The organism is Rhodopseudomonas sp., assembly GCF_036404135.1.
In the GTDB taxonomy this organism is placed as follows: domain Bacteria; phylum Pseudomonadota; class Alphaproteobacteria; order Rhizobiales; family Xanthobacteraceae; genus Rhodopseudomonas_A.
Map to the genome: position 1 here is coordinate 33,577 of NZ_DASWPE010000119.1, position 26,331 is coordinate 59,907.

Consider the following 26,331-nt stretch of genomic DNA (forward strand, 5'->3'; position numbering starts at 1 on the left):
CCGTCGTCCCGGCAAGCGAGCAACGCGAGCGCAAGCCGGGACACAAGTCACATTGTTAGCAATAGAACCGTTGTTAGCAATAGAATGCCGTCATCCTGAGGAGGCCGGCGAAGCCCGAAGGGCGCAGCCGGGCGTCTCGAAGGATGGCGGCGCGCGTACTCGTCGCCGTCATCCTTCGAGGCTCGCCCGGCCGCGCAAATGCGCGCCCCGGCGAGCACCTCAGGATGACGAGCCACCCGCCCGAGACGACGACGGCGGCCGACAGATTACATCGGCCGATAGGTGTGCACGTCGGCCGGCACGTTGACGCCGAGCTTGATCTGGCCGACCGAGCGGATGATGTCGTCGCCGAGCAATTGCGCGAAGCAGGCATAGCCCCAATCGTTCATGTGCAGGCCGTCGGCGATCACGAAGCTGTCGAACGGGATCGCCTGGGCCTCGTGCCATTGACGCATCACTTCGAAGCGCGGGAAGAAGCCGACGCGGCGCAGTTCGGCGACCCGGCCGAGCAGTTGCACCATGCGGCCGGCTTTCTCGGCCTTCTCGGTGACCCGCGGGGCATATTGCGGATCGACCAGCACGAGGTCGGCGCCGGCGGCCTGGATCGTGGTGATGCCGTCCTCGACCATCTTGGCGGTGTCCGCCGGATCGAGGTTGCGCAGGATGGCGTTGGTGCCGACCTGCCAGATCACCAGATCGGGCTTCAGATCCAGCACCGAGCTCTTCAGCCTCGCCATCATCTCGGGGGCGTCTTCGCCGCCCTGGCCGCGGTTGATCACCGAGATGTCGGCGGTCGGGTAATGCCGGCGCAGCTGCGCCGCCAGCCGGTTCGGATAGTTGAAAGCCGGCGAGGTCGAGCCGTAGCCCTGGGTCGAGGACGAGCCGAACGCCACGATCACCACCGGCGTTCCGGCGATCAGCTTGTTTGCGACATGCGGCAGCGAGCCCATCGGTTTCAGCCCGCCCTTCGGCGGCAGGCAGGGCACCCGGGTCAGGATGTCGCCGGCCTGTTTGGCGGCGTCCTTGACGCGGTCGATCGCCTTGCCGGCGAGACCCTTGTCGGGAAAGCGGTCCTGCGATTTATCTTGGGAGCTATCTTGCGGCTGCAGCGCGCCAGGCGCGTCGGCGGCCGCGGAAACCTCGGGATGAAGCGGCGCCGGCGCCGCATGGGCGGCCTGGGCGCGGGCCTGCGGCGCCCCCGCGAGCAACAGCAGCGCCGCCGCCACCGCGGTCGCCCGCCTCGCCTGTTTCACGCCATCACGCAACATTAACGCTGTATCCTCAATTCCCCCGGATTGATCCGGGCCGCGTCGATCACAAAGCTCGACAGCGCGCGCCCGATGCAGTCGTGCACGCGCTTGGCCAAATCGATCCCTGGCGACGGGCTGAACAGGTCGAACTCGCCCTTTTCATTCCATTCCCGCATGATCGCGAAACGGTCGAACAGCGGGACGTCGTGTTTCTGGGCCACCACGCGCAAATTGTCCAAATACGGCGCCGAGGAGATCATCGTCTCGGTGCGGGGGCTGTACTGCAGATTCATTAAAATCACGTCGGCACCGGCCTTCTGCATCAGCGTGACGCCCTCATCGACGGCGTCGCGGAACTCGTCGGGATCGACCGACCGGGTGGCGTCGAAGGTTCCGGTCTGCCAGATCACCAGCACCGGCTTGCGCTCCTCCATCATCTTGGCGAAGCCGGCGACCGCCTCCTCGGCGGTCTTCTTGACCTTCAGTTCCACCGCGACGTTGATCGTCGCCGCGGCAAGCTTTTCCTGCAGCGCGCTCTGCATCCGCCACGGATAAGCGGTGGCGTCGGCGGTCATGATGGTCGAGGACCGGCTGCCGACCACCAAGATGTCCAGTGGGCGGCCGGCTTTCAAGGCATCCGCGACCTTTGGCAGCGCGCTGTCGCTGGCCAACAGATATGCCGGCACATTGCAGCTGCCGGGTTGATCTTCCGCAAGGGCCAGGCCCGGCGCCAGCATGGCGAGCAGTACCAGCCCAAGCACCAGCCGAGGCCTGGCCGCCGATCTGGCCGTCATGCTGCCCCTCCCGCCAGGTCGGCGTCGTTGCCGGCGCCGCGCGATCCGGCCTTGGCTGCGACCCGTTTGTACCACGAAAACAGCCAGGCTGCGGCCGTCATCAGCACCACGCCGGAGACGCTGACCAGGAAATGCATCAGCGCGCCGCCGGCGATTTCGGCGAGGATGAAATAGCCGGCGAACGCCAGGAAAATGCCGAGGCAGAAAATCTCCAGCGAATGCTGGCCGCACAGGATCACCGGGCGCAGCCACGGCGATTTCAGGCCGGGCCAATCGCGGTGCAGAAACCGCACGGTGATCGCAGCCAGCGCCAGAAAATGCGCGAAACGCAGCACGTCGAGGTCGGTCTTGTTGATCGGATACATCCACTGTTCGATCAGCCGGGGCATCAGAGGATGCAGTTGCGGCACGTACCAGGTCAACGTGACAAAAAATGCCGCAAGAAGATAGGCGACAGATATCGCCAGCGTAATGTTGGAGGACAGAATCCGCGCCATCCGTTGTGCACCGCCGAGCGCGCACCACGCCCCGAATACAAACAGCAGTTGCCAGGCGTAGGGATTGAACGCCCACACCCCGCTCGGATAGGCGCTGAGATAAAGATCGAACTCCCAGGTCGCGGCATATAGCGCGACCGACAGCGTCAGCGCCAGATCCGGCTTGCGCAGCATCAGCCACAGGATCGGCGGCAGGAAGAACATCAAGACAATATAGAGCGGCAGCACGTCCATGTTGACCGGGCGAAACCGCAGCAGCAGCGCCTGCACGATGGTGACGTCGGGCTGCTTGAGAAAGTCCAGGATGCCCATTTCCTCGGAATATAACGGGCTTTCGAACGAGGTCGCGACGTAGGAAATTTCGGCGAGAAAGATCGTGAACAGGAACACGTGGGCGACGTAGATCTGCCAGACCCGCTTCAGGATGCGCGCCGCGGCAACCACAAAGCCCTGCTCGACCATGGCGCGGCCGTAAACAAATGCCGCGGTGTAGCCGGAGATGAAAATAAAAATCTCGGTGGCGTCGCTGAAGCCGTAATTGCGGATGGTCAGCCAGGTCAGGATATTGGGCGGCAGGTGGTCGATGAAGATCAGCCACAGCGCCAGGCCGCGAAACAGATCGAGCCGCAGCTCGCGCTTGCCGGCGGCCGGCGGCTTGGCGGCGGGAGGTGGAATCGGCCCGGCGACGTCGGTGCCGAACGGCGCTGCGGCAGTGGATTCAGCGACGGACGTCATGGGGCACCGTTCAGACAGATCAGGGTCGCGGATCGGCGCGACCGGCCGGATCGCGCTGAGCGTGGAAGAAATGCACGGATCGGCCCACGAATTGCAAGGTCGTCGGCTTGCAAAGTTGTCGGCCCCGGCCGGCGCCGGATGCGCGCGATCGATCGCCGCGAGGAACCGAACCGGACCGGATCATTTGAGTCCACGTCGGCTACCACGCAACTGTGTTGAAACGGCGGTCCGGCCGATGACGCCGCCGCCAAATCTGGTTGCGGCGCCTAATTTCGCGTATAATGGAAAAAACTGAAAGACGCCCGCTATGTACCGTGCCGTAACCCGCCAGATCGAGGTGACCGTTGAGCCGAACTTCCTGCCGGAACGCTCGTCGGCGGAAAACCGCCAGTTCTTCTGGTCCTACACCATCGTCATCATCAATTCCGGCGACGAGACGGTGCAGCTGCGCACCCGGCACTGGATCATCACCGACGCCTCGGGCCGCAAGCAGGAAGTCCGCGGCGAAGGCGTGGTCGGCGAACAGCCGGTGCTGGAGCCGGGGCAGCGCTTCGAATACACCTCGGGCGTGCCGCTGCCGACCGCCTCGGGCTTCATGGCCGGGCGCTATCAGATGGTCACCGCCAGCGGCGAGCCGTTCGAGATCGACGTGCCGGCCTTCTCGCTGGACAGCCCGGAAGCCAAGCGGACGTTGAATTAGCGGCCTCGGAATCGGCCGGCTTTGCGTTTCATCGGTCGTCGTCGCCCCAAAACACGCTGTCATTCCGGGGCGTGAGGCCGCGCCAGCCTGGAATCTCGCAACAGGTCCGACGCTTGTTCACGCCGCGAGATTCCGGGTTCACTCGCGGCTCACGCCGCTTGTGCCCCGGAATAACCGGATGCAAGGTCGACGTTGCTCGGCCCCGACCTGATAGTTGGGCCACGCATCGCCATGACTGCAAACGCCGCGACGCTGCTACTCCACCCCGGCCTCTTGCGGCGTGAATTCATAGACCGACGAGCAGAACTCGCAGGTCACCACCACCTTGCCGTCCTTGACCATCTCGGCGCGGTCCTTGGCTTCGAAGTTCGACAGCATCGCCGACACCGCCTCGCGCGAGCAGGAACATTGGGCGCGCAGCGACAAGGGCGCGAACACCCGCACGCCGCGCTCGTGAAACAGCCGATACAGCAGGCGCTCGCCGGAGAGGTCCGGATCGATCAGTTCGATGTCCTCGACGGTGCCGATCAGCGACTGACCCTCGACCCAGGCGTCGTCGTCCGGCACCTCGTTGACCGCGCGGCCTTCCGGCGCATCGCCGGGATGCAGATCGCGCTGCGCCCGTGCCGCCGCCTTGGGGAGAAACTGCAGCAACATGCCGCCGGCGCGCCAGCGATGTTTCGGGCCGTCGCCGCCGCGCCATTCCTCGCCGACAGCGAGCCGCACCTTGGTCGGGATCTGCTCGGAGCGCAGGAAATATTCATGCGCGGCGTCTTCCAGGTCGCCGCCCTCCAGCGCCACCAGGCCCTGATAGCGCTTCATGTCGGCGCCCTGGTCGATGGTCATGGCGAGATGGCCGCGGCCCAGCAATGCTGCGGAATCCTGTCCCTCGGAGAGCCTCGTCTTGTCGAACCGGGCGTAGGCGCGGATGCGGTCCGGCGCCTGGAAATCCACGATCAGGAACGACACCGGGCCGTCGGTCTGGGTCTGCAGGATGAAGCGGCCGTCGAATTTCAATTGCGAGCCGAGCAGCGTCGCGAGCACGATGGCCTCGCCGAGCAATTTGCCGACCGGGGCCGGATAATCGTGCTTGGTGAGGATGTCGTCGAGCGCGGGGCCAAGCCGGGTCAGCCGGCCGCGCAGATCGAGCGAGCCCACCTCGAACGGCAGCACCTGGTCGTCGACGGGAACCGGCGACGGCGCGCGCTCCGGCGGAGTGGCTTGGATTTTCGGATCGGGGGATTGCGATGTCATGACGCTCTATCTGGGGTCAGCGTGTTGCGATGAAAACCCCCGGCGCGCGGGGAAAGGTGATGCAGGATGCACGCTCCCTCCCTCTCCCCTTGTGGGAGAGGGTGGCTTCGCGAAGCGAAGCCGGGTGAGGGGTCGAGGGATCGGTCGGTGTCACCCCTCATCCGGCACGGACTTCGTCCGTGCCACCTTCTCCCACAAGGGGAGAAGGAAGAAAGGGCAGGGCCGCGGAGCTTGTTAGGAGACCGCCTCAGCCCACCGCGTCGAAGCACCAGGCCAGAATGCCCTTCTGCGCGTGCAGGCGGTTTTCCGCCTCGTCGAACACCACCGATTGCGGACCGTCGATGATCTCGTCGGTGACCTCCTCGCCGCGATGCGCCGGCAGGCAGTGCATGAACAGCGCGTCGGGCTTCGCCAGCGACATCAGCTTGGCGTTGACCTGATAGGGCTTCAGCAGATTATGGCGATGCTCACCGTCCTTGTCGCCCATCGACACCCAGGTGTCGGTGATGACGCAATCCGCGCCCTTCACCGCCTCTTCCGCGTCGGTGCCGAGCACGATCGGCGCGTCGGTGGCCTTGATCCAGTCCTTCAGCAGCTTGTTCGGCGCCAGTTGCGGCGGCGTCGCCACCTTCAGGTTGAAACGGAAGCGCTCGGCGGCGTGCGCCCACGACGCCAGCACGTTGTTGTCGTCGCCGGTCCAGGCGATGGTGCGGCCCTCGATCGGGCCGCGATGTTCCTCGAAGGTCATCAGGTCGGCCATCACCTGGCAGGGATGCGAGCGCCGCGTCAGCCCGTTGATCACCGGCACGGTGGCGAACGCCGCGAGCTCCAAGAGCGCGTCGTGGCTGAGGATGCGGATCATGATGGCGTCGACATAGCGCGACAGCACCCGCGCGGTGTCGGCGATGGTTTCGCCGCGGCCGAGCTGCATTTCGGCGCCGGTCAGCATGATCGACTCGCCGCCGAGCTGCCGCATGCCGACGTCGAACGAGACGCGGGTGCGGGTCGAGGGCTTCTCGAAGATCATCGCCAGGGTTTTGCCCTCCAGCGGCTTCTCGCGGATGGTGTGACGGGCCTTCTGCGCTTTCAGCTTGGCCTTCAAGGCGACGCCAGCGTCGAGCATGGCGCGCAGCTCGGCGGTCGGCATCTCGCTGAGATCGAGAAAATGACGCGGCGACTTGCTCATGACGCAACCTCACGCTTCGCTGCCGGCGCCGACAGCGCGACACAGGCGCGCTCCAGCCGCTCGACCGCCTCGTCGATCTCGGCTTCAGAGACGATCAAGGGCGGCAGCAGCCGCACCACATTGTCGCCGGCGCCGACCGTGAGCAGTTTCTGCTCGCGCAGCGCCGCCACCAGATCGGTCGACGGCACCACCGCCTTCAGGCCGATCAGCAGGCCTTCGCCGCGCAGTTCGGCGAGCACGCCGGGATAGCGATCGACCACCGAGGCGAGTTTCTGCCGCGCCAGCCGCGCGATCTGCTGCACACGCTCGAAGAAGCCCGGCTTCAGCATGATGTCGAGCACCGCGTTGCCGGCGGCGACCGCCAGCGGATTGCCGCCGAAGGTCGAGCCGTGCGAGCCCGGCAGCATGCCGGACGCGGCGGCCGCAGTGGCAAGGCAGGCGCCTATCGGAAAGCCGCCGCCGAGCGCTTTGGCCAGCGACATCACGTCCGGGGTCACACCGAACCGCTGATGCGCGAACAGGATGCCGGTGCGGCCCATACCGGTCTGCACCTCATCGAAGATCAGCAGCAGGCCGTGCTGGTCGCACAATTCGCGCAGCGCCCGGAAGAACGCCGGCGGCGGCGAGCGCACGCCGCCCTCGCCCTGCAGCGGCTCGATCAGGATGCCGGCGGTGCCGGGGCCGATCGCGGCCTTCATCGCCGCGATGTCGCCGAGCGGCACCTGGTCGAAGCCGTCGACCGGCGGGCCGAAACCGTCGAGATATTTCGCCGATCCGGTCGCCGCCAACGTCGCCAGGGTGCGACCGTGGAAGGCGCCCTCGAAGGTGATGATACGGTAGCGCTCCGGATGGCCTTTGGCGGCGTGGTGCTTGCGGGTGATCTTGATCGCGCATTCCATCGCCTCGGCGCCGGAATTGGCGAAGAACACCAGGTCCGCAAAGCTGTGCTCGCACAACCGCGCCGCCAGCCGCTCGCCGTCCGGGCTCTTGAACAAATTCGACATGTGCCAGAGCTGCGTCGACTGCTCCTGCAGCGCCGCCACCAGATGCGGGTGGCAATGGCCGAGCGCATTGACGGCGACGCCGCTGGTGAAATCCAGATAGCGCTCGCCGGTGGTCGAGATCAGCCAAACCCCTTCGCCGCGCGCGAAGGCGAGATCCGCCCTGGCAAATACCGGCAAAAGATGGGAGGTCGTAGCGCTCTTGGACATGGCCGATCCGATCGGAAGTTGGGGTGGAGCTCGATCCGCGGCGATCGCGCGATCGGGCTGAGCGACCCCGGAAACGAAACGTGCCGCCTTTCCAGGCGGCACGTGGCATTATTCTATGTGCGCTGCGATCACTGTCAACCTGTGTGTGCGTCAGAGTTCCCGCAATCGCCGCCGAGCGCCGCCGCGCCTCGACAAAAATAGGCCGATACGTGCAATCCTAGTAGTTAGAAGGTGTGGACGCACCTGCCCGGACTCTTGCGCGAGAGTCACGGCATATTGTAGCCTTTGGTCTGTCGGGTACGACATCTCGTGCACGGTTTGTGATCCACTCGAGTCCTCAGTACTGCGTAACGCCCGCGCGCGCTTGCAGCGTGCGGCGAGGGCTAAGGGATTCTGCCGACAGGGATTTTGCAGACATTTGAGTCGCAGCGCGGCCCTGGAACGGCGGCCGCGACACGAAGGGATAGAGCGATGACGGTATTGACCTGGACCGACGATCGCGTCGAACAATTGAAGAAGCTCTGGGAAGGCGGGCTGTCGGCCAGCCAGATCGCCGCAGAGCTCGGCAATGTGACGCGCAACGCGGTGATTGGCAAAGTTCACAGGCTCGGCCTGTCGGGACGCGCCAAGAGCCCGACGTCGGCGGCGCCGCGCCCGCGCAAGGCGCGTCCGGCCCAGCACATGATGCGGGTGACGCGCCCGGTGTCGCGCGGCAACACCGCGCTGGCGCATGTGTTCGAGGTCGAAGCCGAGCCGGATCCGGTGACGCACGACAATGTGGTGCCGATGAGCCAGCGGCTCAGCCTCTTGGAGCTCAACGAGGCGACCTGCCATTGGCCGATCGGCGACCCGAGCAATCCGGAATTCTTTTTCTGCGGCGGCAAGGCGCTGCAGAGCCTGCCCTATTGTGCGCATCACTCGCGCATCGCCTACCAGCCGGCGGGCGATCGCCGCCGCCAGCAAGCCAAGCCGACGCGCTAAGCGCGCGGCGATTTTTCTCGACGACGACTGCTCAGGATGCGACGTCATCCTGAGGTGCCCGCGCTCGCGAAGCGCCTCTTCACGTGATGAGTTGCGCGCGGGCCTCGAAGGATGACGCCACGGCGCGCGGCTTCCATCCCTGCAGCAAGCCCATCGCAGATCAGCCGTCGCCCTTCGAGGCGCGCCGGCTCCGTGTTTGGTTTTGCGCCCATTCGCCGGCGCGCACCTCAGGGTGACGGGGCCTGGCCTGATGCAACGCTGCACGCGTTGCACGGCGGGCCGCGGCGAGATCAACACCCACGGCGTCCACACACCACCCGTTCCATCACTCCGCCTTGGCGAAGCGATCGGCCGTTCGGATGAACTACTCCGCCTTGGCGAAGCGGTCGTCGAGCGCGTAGCCGGCGCCGCGCACGGTGCGGATCGGGTCCTGCTCGCGGCCGGGATTGAGCAATTTGCGCAGCCGGCCGATATGCACGTCGACGGTGCGCTCGTCGATATAGATGTCGCGGCCCCAGACGCTGTCGAGCAATTGTTCGCGGCTGAACACCCGGCCGGGATGCTCGAGGAAGAACTCCAAAAGCCGATATTCGGTGGGCCCGAGATCGATCGGCCGGCCGGAGCGCGCCACCCGGCGCTTGTCGCGGTCGAGCTCGATGTCGCCATAGGCCAGCACGGTGGCGAGCCGCTCGGGGCTGGCGCGCCGCAACAGGCCGCGCACCCGCGCCAGCAATTCCGGCACCGAGAACGGCTTGACGATGTAGTCGTCGGCGCCGGTAGCAAGCCCGCGGACCCGCTCACTTTCCTCGCCGCGCGCGGTCAGCATGATGATCGGCAGTTGCTTGGTTTCCGGCCGCGCCCGCAAGCGGCGGCACAATTCGATACCGGACAGCCCCGGCAGCATCCAGTCCAGCACGATCAGGTCGGGAATCCGCTCCTTCAGCCTTGTGTCGGCGTCGTCGCCGCGCGCCACGGTTTCGACGTCGTAGCCTTCGGCGTCGAGGTTGTAGCGCAGCAGCGTCGTCAGCGCTTCTTCGTCTTCAACTACCAGGATGCGGGCGCTCATCTATCCGTCTCTCATGTGTTGCCGGGTGCGGCGTCGGCGAAATTGGTCATGTCGCCCTTCGGCCGCTTGTCGAGGATCTGCTGGCCTTCGATCATGTAGAACACGGTCTCGGCGATGTTGGTGGCGTGGTCGCCGATCCGCTCGATGTTCTTGGCGCAGAACATCAGATGGATGCAGAAGCTGATGTTGCGCGGGTCTTCCATCATGTAGGTGAGCAGTTCGCGGAACAGCGAGGTGCAGATCGCGTCGACCTCCTCGTCGCCGTTCCACACCACCATCGCCGCCGGCAGATCGTGCGCGGCGTAGGCGTCGAGCACCGCCTTGACCTGCGACTGAACCAGGTCGGTCATGTGCTCGAGGCCGCGGATCAGCTTCAAGGGATGGAAGTCGTTGTCGAGCGCGTTGACGCGCTTGCCGATGTTCTTGGCGAGGTCGCCGATCCGCTCCAGATCGGTGGCGACGCGCAGCGCGCCGACGATCTCGCGCAGGTCGACCGCCATCGGCTGCCGCCTTGCGATGGTCAGCACCGCGCGCTCCTCGATCACCCGCTGCAACTGGTCGATCTCGGAATCGGCGGCGACCACGCGGGCGCCGAGCGCGACGTCGCGGCGGGTCAGGGCGTCGACCGAATCCACGATCTGCCGCTCGGCGAGGCCGCCCATCTCGGCGACCAGCCGCGTCAGTTCCTGCAGATCGCTGTCGAAAGCCTTGGTGGTGTGTTCGAAAGCCATGTTGGTTCTTTCTGCCTCAGCCGAAGCGGCCGGTGATGTAATCCTGGGTCCGGCGATCGGAGGGCGAAGTGAAGATCTTGTTGGTTTCGCCGAATTCGATCAACTCGCCGAGATACATGAAGGCCGTGGAATCCGACACCCGCGCCGCCTGCTGCATATTATGGGTGACGATGGCGATGGTGTAGTCTTCCTTCAATTCGTCGATCAGTTCCTCGATCTTGGCGGTGGAAATCGGGTCCAGCGCCGAGCAGGGTTCGTCGAACAGGATCACTTCCGGCCGCACCGCGATGGTGCGGGCGATGCACAGCCGCTGCTGCTGGCCACCGGACAGGCTGAGGCCCGAGGCGCCGAGCTTGTCCTTGACCTCGTTCCACAACGCGCCGCCGCGCAGCGCGCGTTCCACCCGGTTGTCCATCTCCGATTTGGAGATCTTCTCGTACAGCCGGACGCCGAAGGCGATGTTCTCGTAGATCGTCATCGGAAACGGCGTCGGCTTCTGGAACACCATGCCGACCCGCGCCCGCAGCAGGTTGAGGTCGAGCTTGGCGTCGAGCACGTTCTGGCTGTCCAGCATCACCTGGCCGGTGGCGCGCTGGCCCGGATAGAGATCGTACATCCGGTTGAACACCCGCAACAGCGTCGACTTGCCGCAGCCCGACGGGCCGATGAAGGCGGTGACCCGGTTGGCGATCAGATTGAGGTTGATGGCCTTCAGCGCGTGGTTGTCGCCGTAGTAGAAATTGAGGTCGCGAACGCTGACCTTGGCGCGCTCGATCTGGCCGCCCACCGCGGGCGGCGGCGCGCCGACGTCCGGAACGCTGGTGGTAATCGAAATCTCGGTCATTTCGCAGTCCTCTCGGCGCCAAGAATACGCGCGCCAATGTTCAGGGCCAGAACGGTCAGGGTGATGATCAAAGCCCCGCTCCAGGCGAGCTGCTTCCAGTACTCGTAGGGGCTTTGCACGAAATTGTTGATGGTCACCGGCAGGTTGGCCATGGTCTTGGTGAGATCCAGGCTGAAGAACTGGTTGCTCAGCGCGGTGAACAAGAGTGGCGCGGTCTCGCCGGCGACCCGGGCGGTGGCGAGCAATACGCCGGTGATCAGCCCGGCGCGGGCGGCGCGGTAGGCGATCCGTTTGATCACCAGCGAGCGCGGCAGGCCGAGCGCGGAGGCCGCCTCGCGCAGCGAACTCGGCACCAAGAGCAGCATGTCCTCGGTGGTGCGCACCACCACCGGGATCACGATCACCGCCAGCGCCAGCGAGCCCGCAAAGGCCGAGAAGCCGCCCATCGGCACCACCACCGCGCCGTAGATGAACAGGCCGATGATGATCGAAGGCGCCGACAACAGGATGTCGTTGATGAAGCGGATCACCGAGGTCAGCTTGTCGTGCTTGCCGTATTCGGCCAGATAAGTGCCGGCGAACAGCCCGAGCGGCGCGCCGATCCCCACCCCGATCACCGTCATGATGATCGAGCCGACGATGGCGTTGAGCAAGCCGCCGTCGGTGGAGCCCGGCGGCGGGGTGTTCTGGGTGAACACCTGATAGTTGATACCGGCGAGGCCGTTGTAGAACAGCGTGAACAGGATCATCGCCAGCCAGGTGACGCCGAATAGCGTCGCCGCCAGGCACAGCGCCTTGACGGTGAAATCGGAGCGGCGGCGCGATTTGTAGATCGGGTTCATGGCGTCACCTTGAGGGGCCTGATCCGGCGCGACCGCCGCGGGGGAGCGTTGCGGCATGGCTAGTTCCCCGCCTTGCGTTCGAGCCGCATCAGCATCAGCCGCGCCGCCGACAGCACCAGAAAGGTCAGCACGAACAGCAACAGGCCGAGCAGGATCAGGCCGGACTGATGCAACCCGTCGCTCTCGGCGAATTCGGAGGCGATCGCCGCGGAGATCGTGGTGCCCGGCGAGAACACCGAGCCGGTGATGCGGAAGGCGTTGCCGATGATGAAGGTCACCGCCATGGTCTCGCCGAGCGCGCGGCCGAGCGCCAGCATGATGCCGCCGATCACGCCGACCCTGGTGTAGGGGATCACCACCTTGCGCACCACTTCCCAGGTGGTGCAGCCGATGCCGTAGGCGGCTTCCTTCAAGACCGGCGGCACGGTCTTGAACACGTCGACCGAAATCGCGGTGATGAAGGGCAGTACCATGATCGCCAGGATCAATGCTGCGTTGAACAGGCTGAGATAGGACGGCGGACCGGCGAAGATCGAACCCAGCACCGGCACGCCGTCGAACGCCTTGATCAGGAACGGCTGCAGATGATTGGCCATGAACGGGCCGAGCACGAAGAAACCCCACATGCCGTAGATGATCGAGGGAATCCCGGCCAGCAGTTCGACCGCGAGGCCGATCGGCCGGCGCGCCCATTGCGGGCACAATTCGGTGAGGAAAATCGCGATGCCGATGCCGACCGGGATCGCGATCACCATGGCGATCACCGAGGTCACCAGCGTGCCGTAGATCGGCCCCAGCGCGCCGAGGATCGGCGGGTCGTTGGCCGGCGCCCAGCGCTGGGTGAACAGGAAGGAAAATCCGAATTCGCGGATCGCGGGCCAGGCCCCGGCGATCAGCGAGATGATGATGCCGCCGAGGATCAGCAGCACCGAGATCGCGCACAGCCGCGTGGTCCAGTAGAAGGCCAGGTCGCCGAGCTTGAATGCGCTCAGCGCCTTGGCGCGGTCATAGGGGCCAGCGGCCGCTTCCATTCCGGTGCTTTGAACGGCCATATCTGCCACGCAAGTCCCCTGTACTACAATTGAACGCTACGAAAGCGCAATGCCTGCTCCAGAGCGAATTCGGCTCGGAAGCTGGCGCCGCGGTTGTCATTCGGGATCCGCCCCTGTGGGCGCAAGCCCGGACGCCATCCTTCGACGGGCGATGGAATCCGGGAACCAGTTGCCGCTGCGCTGCCCGCGCCCCGCTTGCCGCGGGGCGCGAACGCTTCGATCGGCTTAGCTCTTGATGTCGGCCGACCAGGTCTTCTCGATCAGCTTGACGACCGGCTCGGGGATCGGAATGTAGTCGAGCTCTTCCGCCGCCTTGCCGCCCTTCTCGAACGCCCATTTGAAGAACTTGATGGCTTCGGCGGAGGCCGCCTTGTCGACCGGCTCCTTGTGCATCAGGATGAAGGTCGCCGCGGTGATCGGCCAGGAGGCTTCGCCGGGCTGGTCGGTCAGGATCAGGTAGTAGCCAGGCGCCTTGGCCCAGTCCGCATTGGCGGCGGCGGCCTGGAATGCGGCGACGGTCGGCTGCACGGTCTTGCCGGCCTTGTTGATCAGCCCGGTATAGGTCAGCTTGTTCTGCTTGGCGTAGGCATATTCGACATAGCCGATCGAATTCTTGGTCTGGCTGATGTTGCCGGCGACGCCTTCATTGCCCTTGGCGCCGACGCCAGCCGGCCATTCCACCGCGGTGCCGGACCCGACCTTGGTCTTCCAGTCGGCGCTGGCCTTGGACAGATAGTCGGTGAAGTTGAAGGTGGTGCCCGAACCGTCGGAGCGGCGCACCACGGTGATGGCGTCGGAGGGCAGCTTCAGCTTCGGATTGAGCTTGGCGATCGCGGCATCGTCCCATTTGGTGATCTTGCCGAGATAGATGTCGGCCAGGGTTTCGCCATCGAACACCAGCTCACCCGGCTTGATGCCTTCGAGATTGACCACCGGCACGATCGCGCCCATCACCTGCGGCCATTGCACCAGGCCGTCCTTCTCGAGCTGCTCGGCCTTGAGCGGCGCGTCGGTGGCGCCGAAGGTCACGGTCTTGGCCTGGATCTGCTTGATGCCGGCGCCGGAGCCGATCGACTGGTAGTTCAGACCGTTGCCGGTCTCCTTCTTGTAGGTGTCGGCCCATTTGGAATAAATCGGGAACGGGAAGGTGGCCCCGGCCCCGGTGATATCGGCGGCGAACGCCGACGTCGACGCGGCAACCAGGCCGGCGGCGACGATTGCCTTGAAGAAATTCATCGGAGGTCTCCATCTGGTAAGCGAAGCGCTCTGCGCGCCCGATTGCGCTTACCCCGCCCATCTACGGGCGAGCGATTGACCTTTTATGAGGGTTTGATGACAGTCATGTGACTGAGACAAGCCACTGATTTCAAATCAATTTCGGCCGCGACCCTAGGGCTTTCCCGGAGGGAAACAGGCGGTGAAGGTGGCGCCTTTGGTGAGCACGGATTCGATCAGCAAACGGCCGCGATGCCGGTTAACGATATGTTTCACCAGCGACAATCCTAGCCCGGTACCGCCTTGGGCGCGGCTGTCGCCGACGTCGACGCGGTAGAATCGCTCGGTCAACCGCGGCAGGTGCTCGGGCGCGATGCCGGGGCCGAAATCCCGCACCACGACGCGATATTCGAGCACCCCCTCGCCCGAATTGGCCTGCGTCAGCGCGACGCTGACCCGGCCGCCGGAGGCGCCGTATTTCAGCGCGTTTTCGATCAGGTTTTCGAACAGCCGCAACAGCTCCTCGCGGTCGCCGGCGATCGTCGCCGCCGCGGCGGGGAATTCGGTCTCGATCACCACCCCGCGTTCCTTGGCCAGCGGCTCCAGCCCCTCGATCACCTGGCGGATCAGCGGCACGATATCGACCAGCGCGTCGGGCCGCACATGCGCCGACAACTCCACCCGCGACAGCGACAACAGATCGTCGATCAGCCGCGCCATCCGCTTGGCCTGGGTCTGCATGATGCCGAGAAACCGTTCGCGCGCCTTGACGTCGTCGCGCGCCGGGCCCTGCAGCGTATCGATGAAGCCGGACAACGCCGCCAGCGGCGTGCGCAATTCATGGCTGGCATTGGCGACGAAATCGGCGCGCATTTCCTCGACCCGGCGCAGCGGGGTGAGGTCGTGGAAGGTCATCAGCATGCATTGCTCGGTGCCATCGAACGCGGTCGGCACCGGCACCGGGGTGATGATCAGTTCCAGCCAGCGATCGACCGGGACGTGATCGAGATACATCGCGCGGCGCGGCTGCGCAGTGGCGATGGCTTCGCGCAGCGCGATGACGAATTCCGGCGAGCGCAGCGCGAACTGCGCGAATTCGTTGACGCGTAGCGCCGGCGCGAGCTGCGCCGCGGCGACGTTGAGGTGCAGCACCCGTCCGGCGCGGTCGAGCAGCACCGCGGGGTCCGGCATGCCGGCCACCACGGCGCGCACCACCGCGGTCTGCACCGGATTGACGCCGAGCTGCTCCTCGCGCGTCGCCACCGCGTCGTGCAGCCGCCACGGCACCAGCGCCGCTGCGACGATACAGATGAAGCCGGCGATCGCCCGCGCCGGCGCCAGCCCGGCAAACAACACCAGAGCCGCCAGCACCAGGCCGGCCATCAGCAGCACGATCGCGGAATGCCGCAGCCGGTCCGCCCACCGCGCCAGCAGCGAGGTCTCGGCCGGCCCCGGCAGGGGCGGGCCGATCGGGCGGATCTGGTCGTCGGGCGGGCGGGCGCGCATGGCTATCCCGGGGTCGGGTCTTCGCGGACCGGCTTGGCGTCGAGCGCCACCGCGATCTTGCGCAACCGTTTGGAGCGGGCGCCGAGCACCAGCTCACGGATCGCCAGCACGATCACCGAAAGGACGAAAGGAGCGACGTAATACAGCATGCGGAACAGCAGCATGCCGGCCAGCAGGTCTTCCTTGTCCATCTGCCACAGCCCGACCAGCATGGCGGCGTCGAACACCCCGAGGCCGCCCGGCGAATGGCTGGCGAAGCCGAGCAGCGTCGCCGAGACGAAGATCACCGCCACCACGACGAAGCCGACATTGGGCTCGTCCGGCACCAGCACATACATCGCCAGCGCGCAGAAGCCGAGGTCGATGATGCCGATCGCGATCTGCACCAGGGTCAGCATGCCGCCCGGCAGCGTGACCTTCCAATGCCCGCGGCCGACGCAGCGCGGCGCGATCGAAACCCAGGTCACATAGCTGAGAAGCCCGACGATGATGATGATGGCGCCGGCGCGGTTGACCCAGGGCGGCAGCTGATCGATCGCCGAGGCGGCCTCCGGATGATAGGCGATGCCGAGCCCGAGCACCGCGGCATTGCCGAGCCAGAACGTCAGCCCGGCGAGAAAGCAGATCTTCGCGACGTCGACGCCGTCCAGCCCCCACGCCGAATAGATCCGATAGCGCACCGCGCCGCCGGTGAACACGCTGGCGCCGACATTGTGGCCGATCGAATAGCTGGCGAACGCCGCCAGCGCGTTGACGCGGTAGGGCACGTCGGGCCGGCCGATCGCGCGCACCGCGAACAGATCGTAGAACGTCAGGGTGAAATAGCCGGCGGCGACAAACAACGCGGACAGCGCCACCGAGCTCGGCTCGGTCTGTTTCACCGCATCGATCACGTCCTCGACGTCGATGCCGCGCAACATATGAAAGAGCACGTAGCAGGCAATCGCGATGACCACGACGCTGATCAAATAGCCGAGCTTATGCAGGATTTGCTTCTGGCGCAGAAACGAGACCGCCCTGCGTATTGCTTCCAGCATCTAGACCTCGAATGCGCTTCCGTCGGCAGTGGCGATCAGGCCCGACATAGCCGTTGCCGGTTTGTCTCCCGAACAGGGTGGTAGCGCGTTTCCGAGCGAAGTGGAAATCGGCCGGTGCGTCAACTGCGCTCCTCAAGCTTATTAAAGACGGAATAGCCCAAACGGTTGCACGGCTTAGCCGGTTCGCGCGGGCGCGGGACAATGCGCCACGGCAGAAGGCGCGGTCAGGCAGCGCCCTGGTGTCGCGAAACCACCCAGAAGCGCAACCAGGAGCCGACCGCGCAGCCGGCGAGGTAGACCGCCAGCATCACCAGGCCGAGGTCGAGCCAATAGCCCGGACGGCCCGGCACCAGCCGCGCCAGCGCCAGCCCGAGCAGCCCCGCCACCAGCAGTCCGAGCCAGCCCGCCGCGGCCTTGGACAGTCCGTGGCCGCGGTGCACCACCGCGATCCAGCCCATCGCAAAGCCGAGCAGCCCCGCGCCGAGCAACCAGCCCCAGTAAAATGACGCCAGCGTGACCATCGCCGCTACCTCACCATGAATTCGATGCGGCGATTCTGCGCCTTGCCTTCGTCGTTGTCATTCGGCGCCACCGGCGCACTGCTGCCATAGCCGACCGGGCGGAAGCGCTCCGCCGGCAGGCCGGCCCGCACCATATACTCCGATACCGCCTGGGCGCGTTTTTCCGACAGGCTCTGATTGAAGGCGCTGTCGCCGTCGCCGTCGGTATGGCCGGCAATCTCGATGGTGGCGTTGGGACAACGCAGCGCGATCTCGATCAGCCGGTCGAGCAGCCCGGCGGAATCCGGATCGATGGTGGCGCGGCCGGATTCGAAGCGGATTTTGCTCTTGGCCAGCAGATCGGCAAACAATTGCTGGCACACCGTGGGGTCGACCGGCGCCGCCGCCGGCTTCACCGAGACCTCGGTCTTGACCTGCCAGCCCTGCGGCAACTCCTTGGCGAGCCCGGCGCGGATCTGGCTGACCGCCTCGTCATACAAGGCGTCGCCGGACAGCATCACGGCGCGGTCGGACACCACCAGCGTGCCGGTCGACAGCCGCGACAGCGCGCCGAGCGCTGCCACCACCGCGTTGGAAAACCCGGCCGGGGCGCCGACGCTGGCCTTCAGATTGTCCACAACCTTTTCCGAGAAGAACTTGCGCGCGGCGGCCGCCGCCAGCGCGGCGTGCACGGCGTTGTCCGGCACGTAGCCGGTCAGCGTCAGCGTCACCGCGACCGGGTCCTTGTTGGCCTGGAACACGTAAGGCGGCGCCTTGATGTCGTTGGTGACGACGCTGAACTCGTCCGGCAGGTTCTTCAGCGCCGCGGCGATCGCCTCGCGGCCGCCGAGGTCGCGCGCCATCCCCGACAGGCTGACCTTGCTGTCGGTCAGGGTGATCTTGCCTTCCTTCAGCCGGCCGATTTGGTCGATCAGCAACAGCGCCGCGGCGTCGAAGCGCTGCGGCGCGCCGCGCGCCAGCGCCATCCGGTCGGCGATTTCGATGCCGTTCAGGCTGCCGCGCGCGGCGTCGAGCAGCCGAGCCTTGCTGGCCGGCAGCGGCGTCGAGCCGCCGAGCGTCACCCGCACCACGTCGCGTTCCACCGACCAGACATAGGGCTTCGCCTCGGCCACCAGCCGGGTGTCGTCATTGACCAGCCGCACGCCGGGCACCGCTTCCACGGTGGCGACCGCGCTGCGCCGGCCGTCCTCGGAAAACGCCTCCGCGGTGAAGGTCACGTCGCGGCCGGCGACCGCGATCTGGGTCTTATCGAGAACCGTATCCTTGAGCGCGGCAGTGGCGCGCGCCGCGACGTCGGCTTCCAGGGGAACGGTGGTGGTCCAGGCCGCCAGGCCCCACAGCACCAGCAACGGAACCGCACCCGGCCACCATTTGCTGCTCCATCTGACAAGTCCGCGCATTCGACATCCTGCTGGTCGGGAACCAGAGAGAAAACAAACCCTTGCAGGGCTGTCAAACGGCAAATGCGGCAAATCGAAACAACTCTCCCGGATCCGCAGTTCGCCAGCGCGACGCGCCGTTCCGCCCCGCCGGCGTCGGCATTAGAGTTTCCTTAGCCGATGCGAGCTAGTCTCAGTCCATGGCGCCCACCAAGCTCGGCGAATTGATGAAGCGGTTTCGAAACAATGTCATCCGTGCCGGACTCGGCGCGCTGTACTTCACCGGAGCCCACCACGCGTTGCGGCCGATCTTCGCCGGCGTCGGCACCATTTTCGTGCTGCACCATGTGCGGCCGGCGCGCGACGCCGCGTTCCAGCCCAACCACCATCTCGAGGTGACGCCGGATTTCCTGCGCGCGACGCTGGGCTATCTGCGCGCCAGCGGCATCGATATCGTCAGCCTCGACGAAGCGCGGCGCCGGCTGGTCGAGCAGGACTTTTCCCGCCGCTTCGCCTGCCTGACGCTGGACGACGGCTATCGCGACAACCGGGATTTCGCGCTGCCGCTGTTTCGCGAATTCGAGGCGCCGTTCACCGTCTACGTCACCAGCGATTTCGCGCAAGGCATCGGCCGGTTGTGGTGGGTGGCGCTGGAGCGCCTGATCGCCAGCACCGAGCAGATCGACGTTTCGATCGATGGCGTCGAGGAACGGATCGACTGCGCCAGCGACGCCGCCAAGCAGGCGGCGTTCGAGCGGCTGCACGGCTGGATCCGCACCCTATCCGACGCCGGCGAGGTCGGCCGCGAGGTCGCCGCGCTGTGCGCGCGCCACGGCATCGACGACCTCGAAATCACCCGCGACCTCTGCATGCCGTGGGATGAGCTGACGGCGTTCGCCGAAGATCCGCTGGTGACCATCGGGGTCCACGGCATCACCCATAGCAACCTCGCCAAGCAGAGCGAGGTGATCGCCAAACACGAGATCGCCTACAGCCGCAAATGCATCGAAGCCGCGCTGCAGCGGCCGGCGCTGCACCTCGCCTATCCCTATGGCGACAAGGCCGCCGCCGGCGCCCGCGAATTCGCGCTGGCGCAGGCGCTCGGCTTCAGGACCGCGGTGACAACCCGCCCCGGCATGGTGTTCGCCGAAAACGCCGATTATCTCACCGCGTTGCCGCGGCTGTCGTTGAACGGCAACTACCAGGACGAGCGGCTGCTGCCGGTGTTGACCTCCGGCGCAGCCACCGCGATGTGGAACGGCTTCCGCCGCATCGACGCGGCGTAACCTTGGCGCAGGCATTCAACACGTCATTGCGAGGAGCTCTTGCGACGACGCAATCCAGGGCTCCGCGCGCGGCCGCTGGATTGCTTCGCTCTTCGCTCGGCGCTGCGCGCCGGCCTCGGCCCGCAATGACGACCCCCCTGATTTTTTCAGCTGCTTTTTGAGTTAGCTTTCAGGCCTCACAGCGCGCGCAGCACCAGCCGATTGAGTCTCGCCGAAAACGCCGCGGGATCTTCCGGCAATTCGCCGTCGAGGATCTGCGCCTGCTCCAGCAACAATAGCGACAGATCGGCGGCGTCGGCGGCATTGGCCTTGGCGACCGCCGCCACGATCGGATGGCGCAGATTGACCTCGAGGATCGGCTTGCTCGCGGTGCCGCGGTTCTGCTGCGCCAGCATCCGCTCTAGCGCGCGGTCGGGGCCGAGCCCGCCGGCGACCAGGCAGGACGCGCTGGCGGTCAGCCGCTGCGAGGCGCGCACGTCGGACACCTTGTCGCCGAGCGCGTCCTTGATCGCGGCGATGGTCAAGGCCTCGTCGGTCTCGGGCTTGGCCTCCTCGTCCTTATGCTCCTCGGTGGTCGGGATCAGACCGAAATCGACGTCGCCCTGGCTCAGCGACTTCAGCGGCTTGCCGCCGAAATCCAGCGGCGCCGAGGTCCAAAACGCGTCGACCGGATCGGTCAGCAGCAGCACCTCGATGCCGCGCGCCGCCGCCGACTCCAGCTTCGGGTTGGATTTCAGCCGCTCGATCGAATCGCCGACCAGATAGTAGATCTCGGTCTGGTTCTCTTTCAGATCCTCGACATATTGCTTCAGCGTGCGGTTCTCGCCCTTGGTGGTGGTGAAGCGCGATAGCGCCAAGAGCTTTTCGCGGCGCTCAAAGTCCTCCCAGATGCCTTCCTTGATCACCAGGCCGAAGCCGTCCCAGATCTTGCCGAACGCCTCGGGGTCCTTCTCGCCGAGGCTTTCCAATTCGCCGATCACCTTGCCGGTGACCGCCTTGCGGATCTGCGCCAGCTGCGGATTGTTCTGCAGCATTTCGCGCGACAAATTGAGCGGCAGATCCTCGCTATCGATCACGCCGCGGATGAAGCGCAGATAGGACGGCAGCAGATCGGCGTCGTCGGTGATGAAGACGCGGCGGACGTAGAGCTTGACGCGGCCCTTGCGCGCCGGCTCGAACAGGTCGAACGGCTTGGTCGACGGCGCAAACAGCAGCACCGCATAGGAGTAGCGGCCCTCGGCGCGGTAGTGCAGCGTCATCGCCGGCTCGTCGAAAGCGCCGGCGATCTGCTTGTAGGCCTGCGCATAATCTTCCGCCGTCAGTTCGGATTTCGAGCGCTGCCACAGCGCGCTGGCGGAATTGATCTGGCGCGGCTCGCCGTCTTCCGGCACCAGCTCGATCGGGAACTGGATGTTGTCGGAATACGCGCTGACGACCCGCTCGATCTCATAGGCTTCGAGATATTTCGCGGCGTCCTTCTTCAGGTGCAGCACGATCTCGGTGCCGCGGACCACGCGCTGCGCGTCCTCCTCGCTGGCCGGGGCGATCTCGAAGCCGGCGCCGCCCGACGACGACCAGGTCCAGGCCTCCTTGCTGCCGGCGCGCCGGCTGGTGACGACGATGCGGTCGGCGACCATGAAGGCGGCATAGAAGCCGACGCCGAACTGGCCGATCAGGCTGGCGCCGTCCTTGGCTTCGGTCAATTTAGATAGGAACGATTTGGTGCCGGACTTGGCGATGGTGCCGAGATTGTCGATCAGCTCCTGGCGGTCCATGCCGAGGCCGTTGTCGATCACGCTCAGCGTATCCGGCTGCTTCTTCGGCACGATTCTGATTTTCGGCTCGCCGCCCTCGGCCATCAGCTCGGGGGTGGCGATCGACTCGTAGCGCAGCTTGTCGAGCGCGTCGGAGGCGTTGGAAATCAGCTCGCGCAGGAAGATATCGGTTTCCGAATAGACCGAGTGCACCATCAGGTTCAAAAGCTCGGCAACTTCGGCCTGGAACGGCTGGGACTGGGCGGCGGTGTCGGTCGTCGTCATGGGTCGCGCTCGATTCGGTGCTATCACGGGGAAAGCCCGATATAGCGCCCGAGCCGGCGAAGGCAAGATGCTTGGCGAGGGTTACGCCGGCCGGCAGCTCGCCTTCAGCCCGCCGAGTTCGGATACCTCCAGCGACAGCGTCCAGTCATAAGCCTCCAGCACGTCCTGCACGATGGCGAGGCCAAGACCTGAGCCCTCGCCGCGCTGGTCGAGCCTGATGCCGCGTTCCAGCGCCGCCGCGCGCGCCGCCGGCGCGATACCGACGCCGTCATCCTCGATCGCCACGCCGGGTCGCCCGCCGGCGCCCTGCGCGGCGCCGATCCGCACCTTTGACCTGGCGTGGCGGGTGGCGTTATCGAGCAGATTGCCCAGCACCTCGGCGAGATCGCTGCGGTCGATCGGCAGCCTGACCTCGTCGGCGACCGCAATCTCGAAGCCGATCGCGGCGCCCGCCGGGGTGCGCGACAGGATCGCCACCAGCGAGCGCACCAGCGGCGCAAGGTCGGTCGCCACCCCGAGGCTGCGGCCGGGTTCGCCGCGCACCCTGGCCCGCGCCAGTTCGCGGTCGACGTGGCGGCTCATGGCGTCGCCGACCGCTTCGATGTCGCGCGCCAACGCCGCCTCGCCGCGCTCGCGCAGCCGGCCGGCGTCGGCGGCCAGCGCCGCCAGCGGCGTCTTCAGGCCATGGGCGAGATCGGCGGCGCGGCCACGGGAGCGCTCGATCTCGCGCTCCTGCGCCGCCAACAACCCGTTGACCTCCTCGACCAGCGGCAGCACCTCGGTCGGCACCGCGGCGCGCAGCCGCCGGCTGTGGCCGGAACGGACATCGGCGATGCCTTGGCGCAACGCATCGAGGGGGCGCAGGCCCAAAGCGACCTGCACCGAGGTGGCGAGCGCCAGCACCACGCCGAGAATGCCGAGCGCCACCACCAGATCCTTGGCGAAGGCGGCGCTGGCCGCCGCCACCCGCGCCAGATCCACCGCCACCGCGGCGCGCACCGCCGTCGGCTGATCGTGCAGTGTCAGCGTGACCTGGCGCTCGGCGATCAAGAGCTGCGCGCCGCCAGGTCCGGCGACGGTGTGGTGATGCACCTCGCCCGGCGCCACCTCGTCGGCCGGCAGCGCCAGCATGGAATCCCACAGCGAGCGCGAGCGGACCAACTCATTGTGGTCGTCGCCGATCTGCCAATACAGCCCCGACAGCGGATCCGAAAACCGCGGATCGGCCGGCGGCCGGGCGACGATCGGCTTGCCGTCGGCGTCGACCTCGAGCCCGGCCAGCAACTGCTTGAGATGCACGTCGAGGTCGTCGACCACGCTGCGGGTGACGTGGCGCTCGAACAGCACGGTGAGCCCGAAGCCGGCGACGCTGAGCGCGAGCATGATCGCCGCGGCGCCGCCCGCGATCAGCCGCAGCCGCAACGAATGGCCGCTCATCCGCCGCTTCCCGCCACCAGATAGCCGAAGCCGCGGCGGGTCTCGATCAACTCGCTGCCGAGCTTCCTGCGCACCCGGCCGATCAAGACCTCGATGGCGTTGGAATCGTGGGCGTCCTCATTGCCATAGATGTTCTCGCTGAGCTCGGCCTGCGACACCACGCGGCCGCGATGCAGGAACAGGAACGCGATCAGCCGGTATTCCAACGGCGACAGGTTGACCGGCACGCCGCCGACGTCGACCTTCATCTGCCGCTCGTCGAGCGTGACCTCGCCGACGCTGATCACCGAGCAGGCCTGCCCGGCCGATCGCCGCACGATCGAGCGCAGCCGCGCCAGCAATTCCTCCATCCGGAACGGTTTCGGCAAGTAATCGTCGGCGCCGGCGTCGATGCCGTCGACCCGCTCCGCCCAGCTGCCGCGCGCGGTCAGGATCAAGACCGGGGTGCGGCGGTCGTTGCCGCGCCAGCGCTTCAGCACCGTCAGCCCGTCGATGCCGGGCAGCCCGAGGTCGAGAATGATCGCGGCATAATCCTCGGTATCGCCGCGAAACCAGGCCTCCTCGCCGTCGCCGACGGTCTCCACCAGATAGCCGGCGGCCTGCAGCCCGCGCTGCAGATCGGCGGCGATGCGGCGATCGTCCTCGACCAGCAGCACGCGCATCACTTTTCCTTGGTTCGGCGAATGTCGCCGGTCTGCGCGTCGACATAAATCTCGAACAGACGCCCGGCACTGTCGATGACGCGGAATTCGTACAGCCACTGGCCGTGCCTGCGCTCGATCTCGACGCCGGTGATCTCGCCCGGCAGCTTGCCCTTGACGATCTGCAGCAATTCGGCGAGCGGCTTGATCTCGCCGCGCTGCACCGCGCCGCGCACCGCGTCGTGGTCACCGTCACGGTCATGATCGTGATGCTCGCCGTGATCGCGGCCCTCGCCATGGTGGTCCCAGGGATCGGCGCGGACCGCGGCAGCCGACAACGCGAGCGCCGCGATCGCCGCCGCCGACACCAGATTTGCTAAGCGCAACCGCATTGTTCCATCCATCGGTCGGGAGCCGATCACTATGACCACGCCCGGCTGTCAGAACGCTGACATGGATCAACAGCCGGCTGTCAGCGCGGCGCGTGCAGGTTGCCATGGCCGCCCGCCGCATGGTGCGCCGGGCATCATGCGAGAGACCAACATGCGCAACATCGTTCTGCTGACCGCCGCCACCCTGCTCGTCGCCACCACCGCCGCCCGCGCCGACAGCTGGGGCAAGCCCTGCACCACCGCGCCGGAAAGCCAGTGGCTGCCGCTCGACGCGCTGCAGGCCAAACTCGAGGCACAAGGTTACAAGGTCCACAAGGGCAAGGTGAAGAAGGCCTGCGGCGAATTCTACGCGATCGACAAGGCCGGCGCCAAGGTCGAGGTGTTCGTCGATCCAACCAACGGCAGCATCGTCGGCAAGCTGTAAGCGCCGCGATGCGCATCGCCACCGAGGCGACCGAGACCGGCGGCAGCGCGCCGCCGGTCGTGGTCAAGGTCTGGGACCCGTTCGTGCGGCTGTTCCACTGGTCGCTGGTGGGGCTGTTCGCGCTGGCCTACGCCACCGGCGACGAGATCGAACAGCTGCACATCGCCGCCGGCTACGCCATCGCCGTGTTGGTGGCGGCGCGGATTGTGTGGGGTTTCGTCGGCCCGCGCCACGCCCGCTTCGCCGATTTCGTGCGGCCGCCGCGCGAAGTTTTCGCTGACCTGCGCGAGCTGGTGACGGGGACATCGCAGCGCCGGCTCGGCCATACGCCCGCCGGGGCGGCGATGATCCTGACGCTGATCGTCACGGTCGGCGGCAGCTGCGTCACCGGCTATCTGATGACCACCGACGCCTATTGGGGCGCCAGATGGGTCGAGCAGTTGCACGCGGCGCTGGCCCATCTGACCGTGGCGCTGATCGCGCTGCACGTCGCCGGCGTCATCCTGGTCAGCTTCACGCACCGCGAAAACCTCGCCAAGGCGATGCTGACCGGCGAGAAGCGCGAGGCCGCACAGCCACTTTCCGGGGAGTCCCCACCTGATTGACGTCATCCTTGAGGAGCCCGGCGTAGCCCACAGGACGAAGCCGGACGTCTCGAAGGATGGCCGCAAGCACGTGAGGGGCCACTTGTACTTGTCGCCGCATCCTTCGAGGCCCTCGCTTTGCTCGGGCACCTCAGGATGACGGCTCAGGAATTGCTGCGAGATAGTTGAGATCACCGCGGAGCTTTGGCCCTCGCCACCGACGCATCCGCAAAATCTTCAGCGTCATCTTGAGGAGCCCGGCGTAACCCACAGGGCGAAGCCGGACGTCTCGAAGGATGGCCGCAAGCACGTGAGGGGCCACTTGTACTTGTCGCCGCATCCTTCGAGGCCCTCGCTTTGCTCGGGCACCTCAGGATGACGGCACAGGAATTGCTGCGAGATAGTTGAGATCACCGCGGAGCTTTGGCCCTCGCCACCGACGCATCCGCAACGTCTTCAGCGTCATCTTGAGGAGCCCGGCGTAGCCCACAGGACGAAGCCGGACGTCTCGAAGGATGGCCGCAAGCACGTGAGGGGCCACTTGTACTTGTCGCCGCATCCTTCGAGGCCCTCGCTTTGCTCGGACACCTCAGCGACTGTCTTGGTTGTCAAGCGTTTTGCCATGGCTGATTGTCCCGCAGGATTGCGTTGAGGGTGGTGAGGAGCTTTCGGGCGACGGCGATCAGGGCGACCATTTTGGGCTTACCAGCGCTGATCAGGCGCTGGT

25 protein-coding genes and 1 pseudogene are annotated in these 26,331 nt (G+C 66.2%); 5 read left to right on the forward strand and 21 right to left on the reverse strand.

The window, feature by feature from the left end:
* Positions 1-266: 266 nt before the first annotated feature.
* From VGC77_RS14905 to VGC77_RS14915, 3 genes are read right to left on the reverse strand one after another with little or no spacing between them, the layout of a single operon-like run.
* Positions 267-1,268, reverse strand: coding sequence for an SGNH/GDSL hydrolase family protein (locus VGC77_RS14905; RefSeq protein ID WP_331172344.1), 1,002 nt, complete (start codon positions 1,266-1,268; stop codon positions 267-269).
* Positions 1,268-2,044: an SGNH/GDSL hydrolase family protein gene (locus tag VGC77_RS14910; protein ID WP_414709675.1), complete on the reverse strand. Its 777-nt coding sequence runs from the start codon at positions 2,042-2,044 to the stop codon at positions 1,268-1,270. The genes VGC77_RS14905 and VGC77_RS14910 overlap by 1 nt, the downstream gene beginning before the upstream one ends.
* Positions 2,041-3,276: an OpgC domain-containing protein gene (locus tag VGC77_RS14915; RefSeq protein WP_331172345.1), complete on the reverse strand. Its 1,236-nt coding sequence runs from the start codon at positions 3,274-3,276 to the stop codon at positions 2,041-2,043. Before VGC77_RS14915 ends, VGC77_RS14910 begins: the two co-directional genes overlap by 4 nt.
* 307 nt (positions 3,277-3,583) lie before the next feature.
* Here VGC77_RS14915 and apaG point away from each other — a divergent pair, with 307 nt between their 5' ends.
* Positions 3,584-3,976: a Co2+/Mg2+ efflux protein ApaG gene (apaG, locus tag VGC77_RS14920; protein ID WP_184253019.1), complete on the forward strand. Its 393-nt coding sequence runs from the start codon at positions 3,584-3,586 to the stop codon at positions 3,974-3,976.
* Between the two features lie 255 nt (positions 3,977-4,231).
* Here the strand turns inward: apaG and VGC77_RS14925 are convergent, their stop codons facing one another.
* From VGC77_RS14925 to VGC77_RS14935, 3 genes are all read right to left on the reverse strand, one after another.
* Positions 4,232-5,230, reverse strand: coding sequence for an Hsp33 family molecular chaperone (locus VGC77_RS14925; RefSeq protein ID WP_331172346.1), 999 nt, complete (start codon positions 5,228-5,230; stop codon positions 4,232-4,234).
* 247 nt (positions 5,231-5,477) lie between these two features.
* Positions 5,478-6,416, reverse strand: a complete 939-nt coding sequence (gene argF / locus VGC77_RS14930; protein WP_331172347.1) for an ornithine carbamoyltransferase — start codon at positions 6,414-6,416, stop codon at positions 5,478-5,480.
* Positions 6,413-7,627 (reverse strand): aspartate aminotransferase family protein, encoded by a 1,215-nt coding sequence (locus VGC77_RS14935; RefSeq protein WP_331172348.1) that lies wholly within the window; start codon positions 7,625-7,627, stop codon positions 6,413-6,415. Before VGC77_RS14935 ends, argF begins: the two co-directional genes overlap by 4 nt.
* A gap of 471 nt (positions 7,628-8,098) precedes the next feature.
* Here VGC77_RS14935 and VGC77_RS14940 point away from each other — a divergent pair, with 471 nt between their 5' ends.
* Positions 8,099-8,608 (forward strand): GcrA family cell cycle regulator, encoded by a 510-nt coding sequence (locus VGC77_RS14940; RefSeq protein WP_331172349.1) that lies wholly within the window; start codon positions 8,099-8,101, stop codon positions 8,606-8,608.
* A gap of 364 nt (positions 8,609-8,972) precedes the next feature.
* On the opposite strand, the gene phoB is transcribed toward VGC77_RS14940, so the two are convergent.
* The 10 genes from phoB to VGC77_RS14990 all read right to left on the reverse strand — a co-directional run bounded on the left by phoB (position 8,973) and on the right by VGC77_RS14990 (position 18,822).
* A complete protein-coding gene (phoB, locus tag VGC77_RS14945) occupies positions 8,973-9,674 on the reverse strand; it encodes a phosphate regulon transcriptional regulator PhoB (protein WP_331172350.1) in 702 nt (233 codons plus the stop codon).
* An 11-nt stretch (positions 9,675-9,685) separates the two neighbouring features.
* Entirely contained in the window at positions 9,686-10,405 is a 720-nt protein-coding gene (gene phoU / locus VGC77_RS14950; protein WP_184253031.1) for a phosphate signaling complex protein PhoU, read from the reverse strand.
* A gap of 16 nt (positions 10,406-10,421) precedes the next feature.
* The gene (gene pstB / locus VGC77_RS14955) at positions 10,422-11,249 is read right to left on the reverse strand and encodes a phosphate ABC transporter ATP-binding protein PstB (RefSeq protein ID WP_331172351.1); all 828 of its coding nucleotides are present in this window, start codon (positions 11,247-11,249) and stop codon (positions 10,422-10,424) included.
* Entirely contained in the window at positions 11,246-12,091 is an 846-nt protein-coding gene (pstA, locus tag VGC77_RS14960) for a phosphate ABC transporter permease PstA (protein ID WP_331172364.1), read from the reverse strand. Before pstA ends, pstB begins: the two co-directional genes overlap by 4 nt.
* Before the next feature lie 59 nt (positions 12,092-12,150).
* Positions 12,151-13,152, reverse strand: coding sequence for a phosphate ABC transporter permease subunit PstC (gene pstC, locus VGC77_RS14965; protein ID WP_331172352.1), 1,002 nt, complete (start codon positions 13,150-13,152; stop codon positions 12,151-12,153).
* Between the two features lie 216 nt (positions 13,153-13,368).
* The gene (pstS, locus tag VGC77_RS14970) at positions 13,369-14,379 is read right to left on the reverse strand and encodes a phosphate ABC transporter substrate-binding protein PstS (RefSeq protein ID WP_331172353.1); all 1,011 of its coding nucleotides are present in this window, start codon (positions 14,377-14,379) and stop codon (positions 13,369-13,371) included.
* Positions 14,380-14,532: 153 nt separating this feature from the next.
* The gene (locus tag VGC77_RS14975; RefSeq protein WP_331172354.1) at positions 14,533-15,864 is read right to left on the reverse strand and encodes an ATP-binding protein; all 1,332 of its coding nucleotides are present in this window, start codon (positions 15,862-15,864) and stop codon (positions 14,533-14,535) included.
* A 2-nt stretch (positions 15,865-15,866) separates the two neighbouring features.
* A complete protein-coding gene (locus VGC77_RS14980; RefSeq protein ID WP_331172355.1) occupies positions 15,867-16,901 on the reverse strand; it encodes a UPF0104 family protein in 1,035 nt (344 codons plus the stop codon).
* Positions 16,902-17,125: 224 nt separating this feature from the next.
* Positions 17,126-17,422 carry a hypothetical protein gene (locus VGC77_RS14985; RefSeq protein WP_331172356.1) on the reverse strand — a complete coding sequence of 99 codons (297 nt, stop codon included), beginning with the start codon at positions 17,420-17,422 and terminating at the stop codon, positions 17,126-17,128.
* A 5-nt stretch (positions 17,423-17,427) separates the two neighbouring features.
* Positions 17,428-18,822 carry an OmpA family protein gene (locus VGC77_RS14990; protein WP_331172357.1) on the reverse strand — a complete coding sequence of 465 codons (1,395 nt, stop codon included), beginning with the start codon at positions 18,820-18,822 and terminating at the stop codon, positions 17,428-17,430.
* Between the two features lie 206 nt (positions 18,823-19,028).
* Here VGC77_RS14990 and VGC77_RS14995 point away from each other — a divergent pair, with 206 nt between their 5' ends.
* A complete protein-coding gene (locus VGC77_RS14995) occupies positions 19,029-20,087 on the forward strand; it encodes a polysaccharide deacetylase family protein (protein WP_331172365.1) in 1,059 nt (352 codons plus the stop codon).
* A 176-nt stretch (positions 20,088-20,263) separates the two neighbouring features.
* Here VGC77_RS14995 and htpG read toward each other — a convergent pair whose 3' ends face one another.
* From htpG to VGC77_RS15015, 4 genes are all read right to left on the reverse strand, one after another.
* Positions 20,264-22,126 carry a molecular chaperone HtpG gene (gene htpG / locus VGC77_RS15000; protein WP_331172358.1) on the reverse strand — a complete coding sequence of 621 codons (1,863 nt, stop codon included), beginning with the start codon at positions 22,124-22,126 and terminating at the stop codon, positions 20,264-20,266.
* Between the two features lie 81 nt (positions 22,127-22,207).
* Positions 22,208-23,563, reverse strand: a complete 1,356-nt coding sequence (locus tag VGC77_RS15005) for a HAMP domain-containing sensor histidine kinase (protein ID WP_331172359.1) — start codon at positions 23,561-23,563, stop codon at positions 22,208-22,210.
* A complete protein-coding gene (locus tag VGC77_RS15010) occupies positions 23,560-24,225 on the reverse strand; it encodes a response regulator transcription factor (RefSeq protein ID WP_331172360.1) in 666 nt (221 codons plus the stop codon). Before VGC77_RS15010 ends, VGC77_RS15005 begins: the two co-directional genes overlap by 4 nt.
* Positions 24,225-24,596 carry a PepSY domain-containing protein gene (locus VGC77_RS15015; protein WP_414709676.1) on the reverse strand — a complete coding sequence of 124 codons (372 nt, stop codon included), beginning with the start codon at positions 24,594-24,596 and terminating at the stop codon, positions 24,225-24,227. Before VGC77_RS15015 ends, VGC77_RS15010 begins: the two co-directional genes overlap by 1 nt.
* A 151-nt stretch (positions 24,597-24,747) precedes the next feature.
* On the opposite strand from VGC77_RS15015, the gene VGC77_RS15020 reads away from it, so the two are divergent.
* Together VGC77_RS15020 and VGC77_RS15025 are read left to right on the forward strand one after the other, a co-directional pair.
* Entirely contained in the window at positions 24,748-25,020 is a 273-nt protein-coding gene (locus VGC77_RS15020) for a PepSY domain-containing protein (RefSeq protein WP_331172361.1), read from the forward strand.
* 8 nt (positions 25,021-25,028) lie between these two features.
* Entirely contained in the window at positions 25,029-25,625 is a 597-nt protein-coding gene (locus tag VGC77_RS15025; RefSeq protein WP_331172362.1) for a cytochrome b/b6 domain-containing protein, read from the forward strand.
* Positions 25,626-26,212: 587 nt separating this feature from the next.
* Here VGC77_RS15025 and VGC77_RS15030 read toward each other — a convergent pair.
* Positions 26,213-26,331, reverse strand: a pseudogene (locus tag VGC77_RS15030) (IS110 family transposase); the annotation flags it as partial.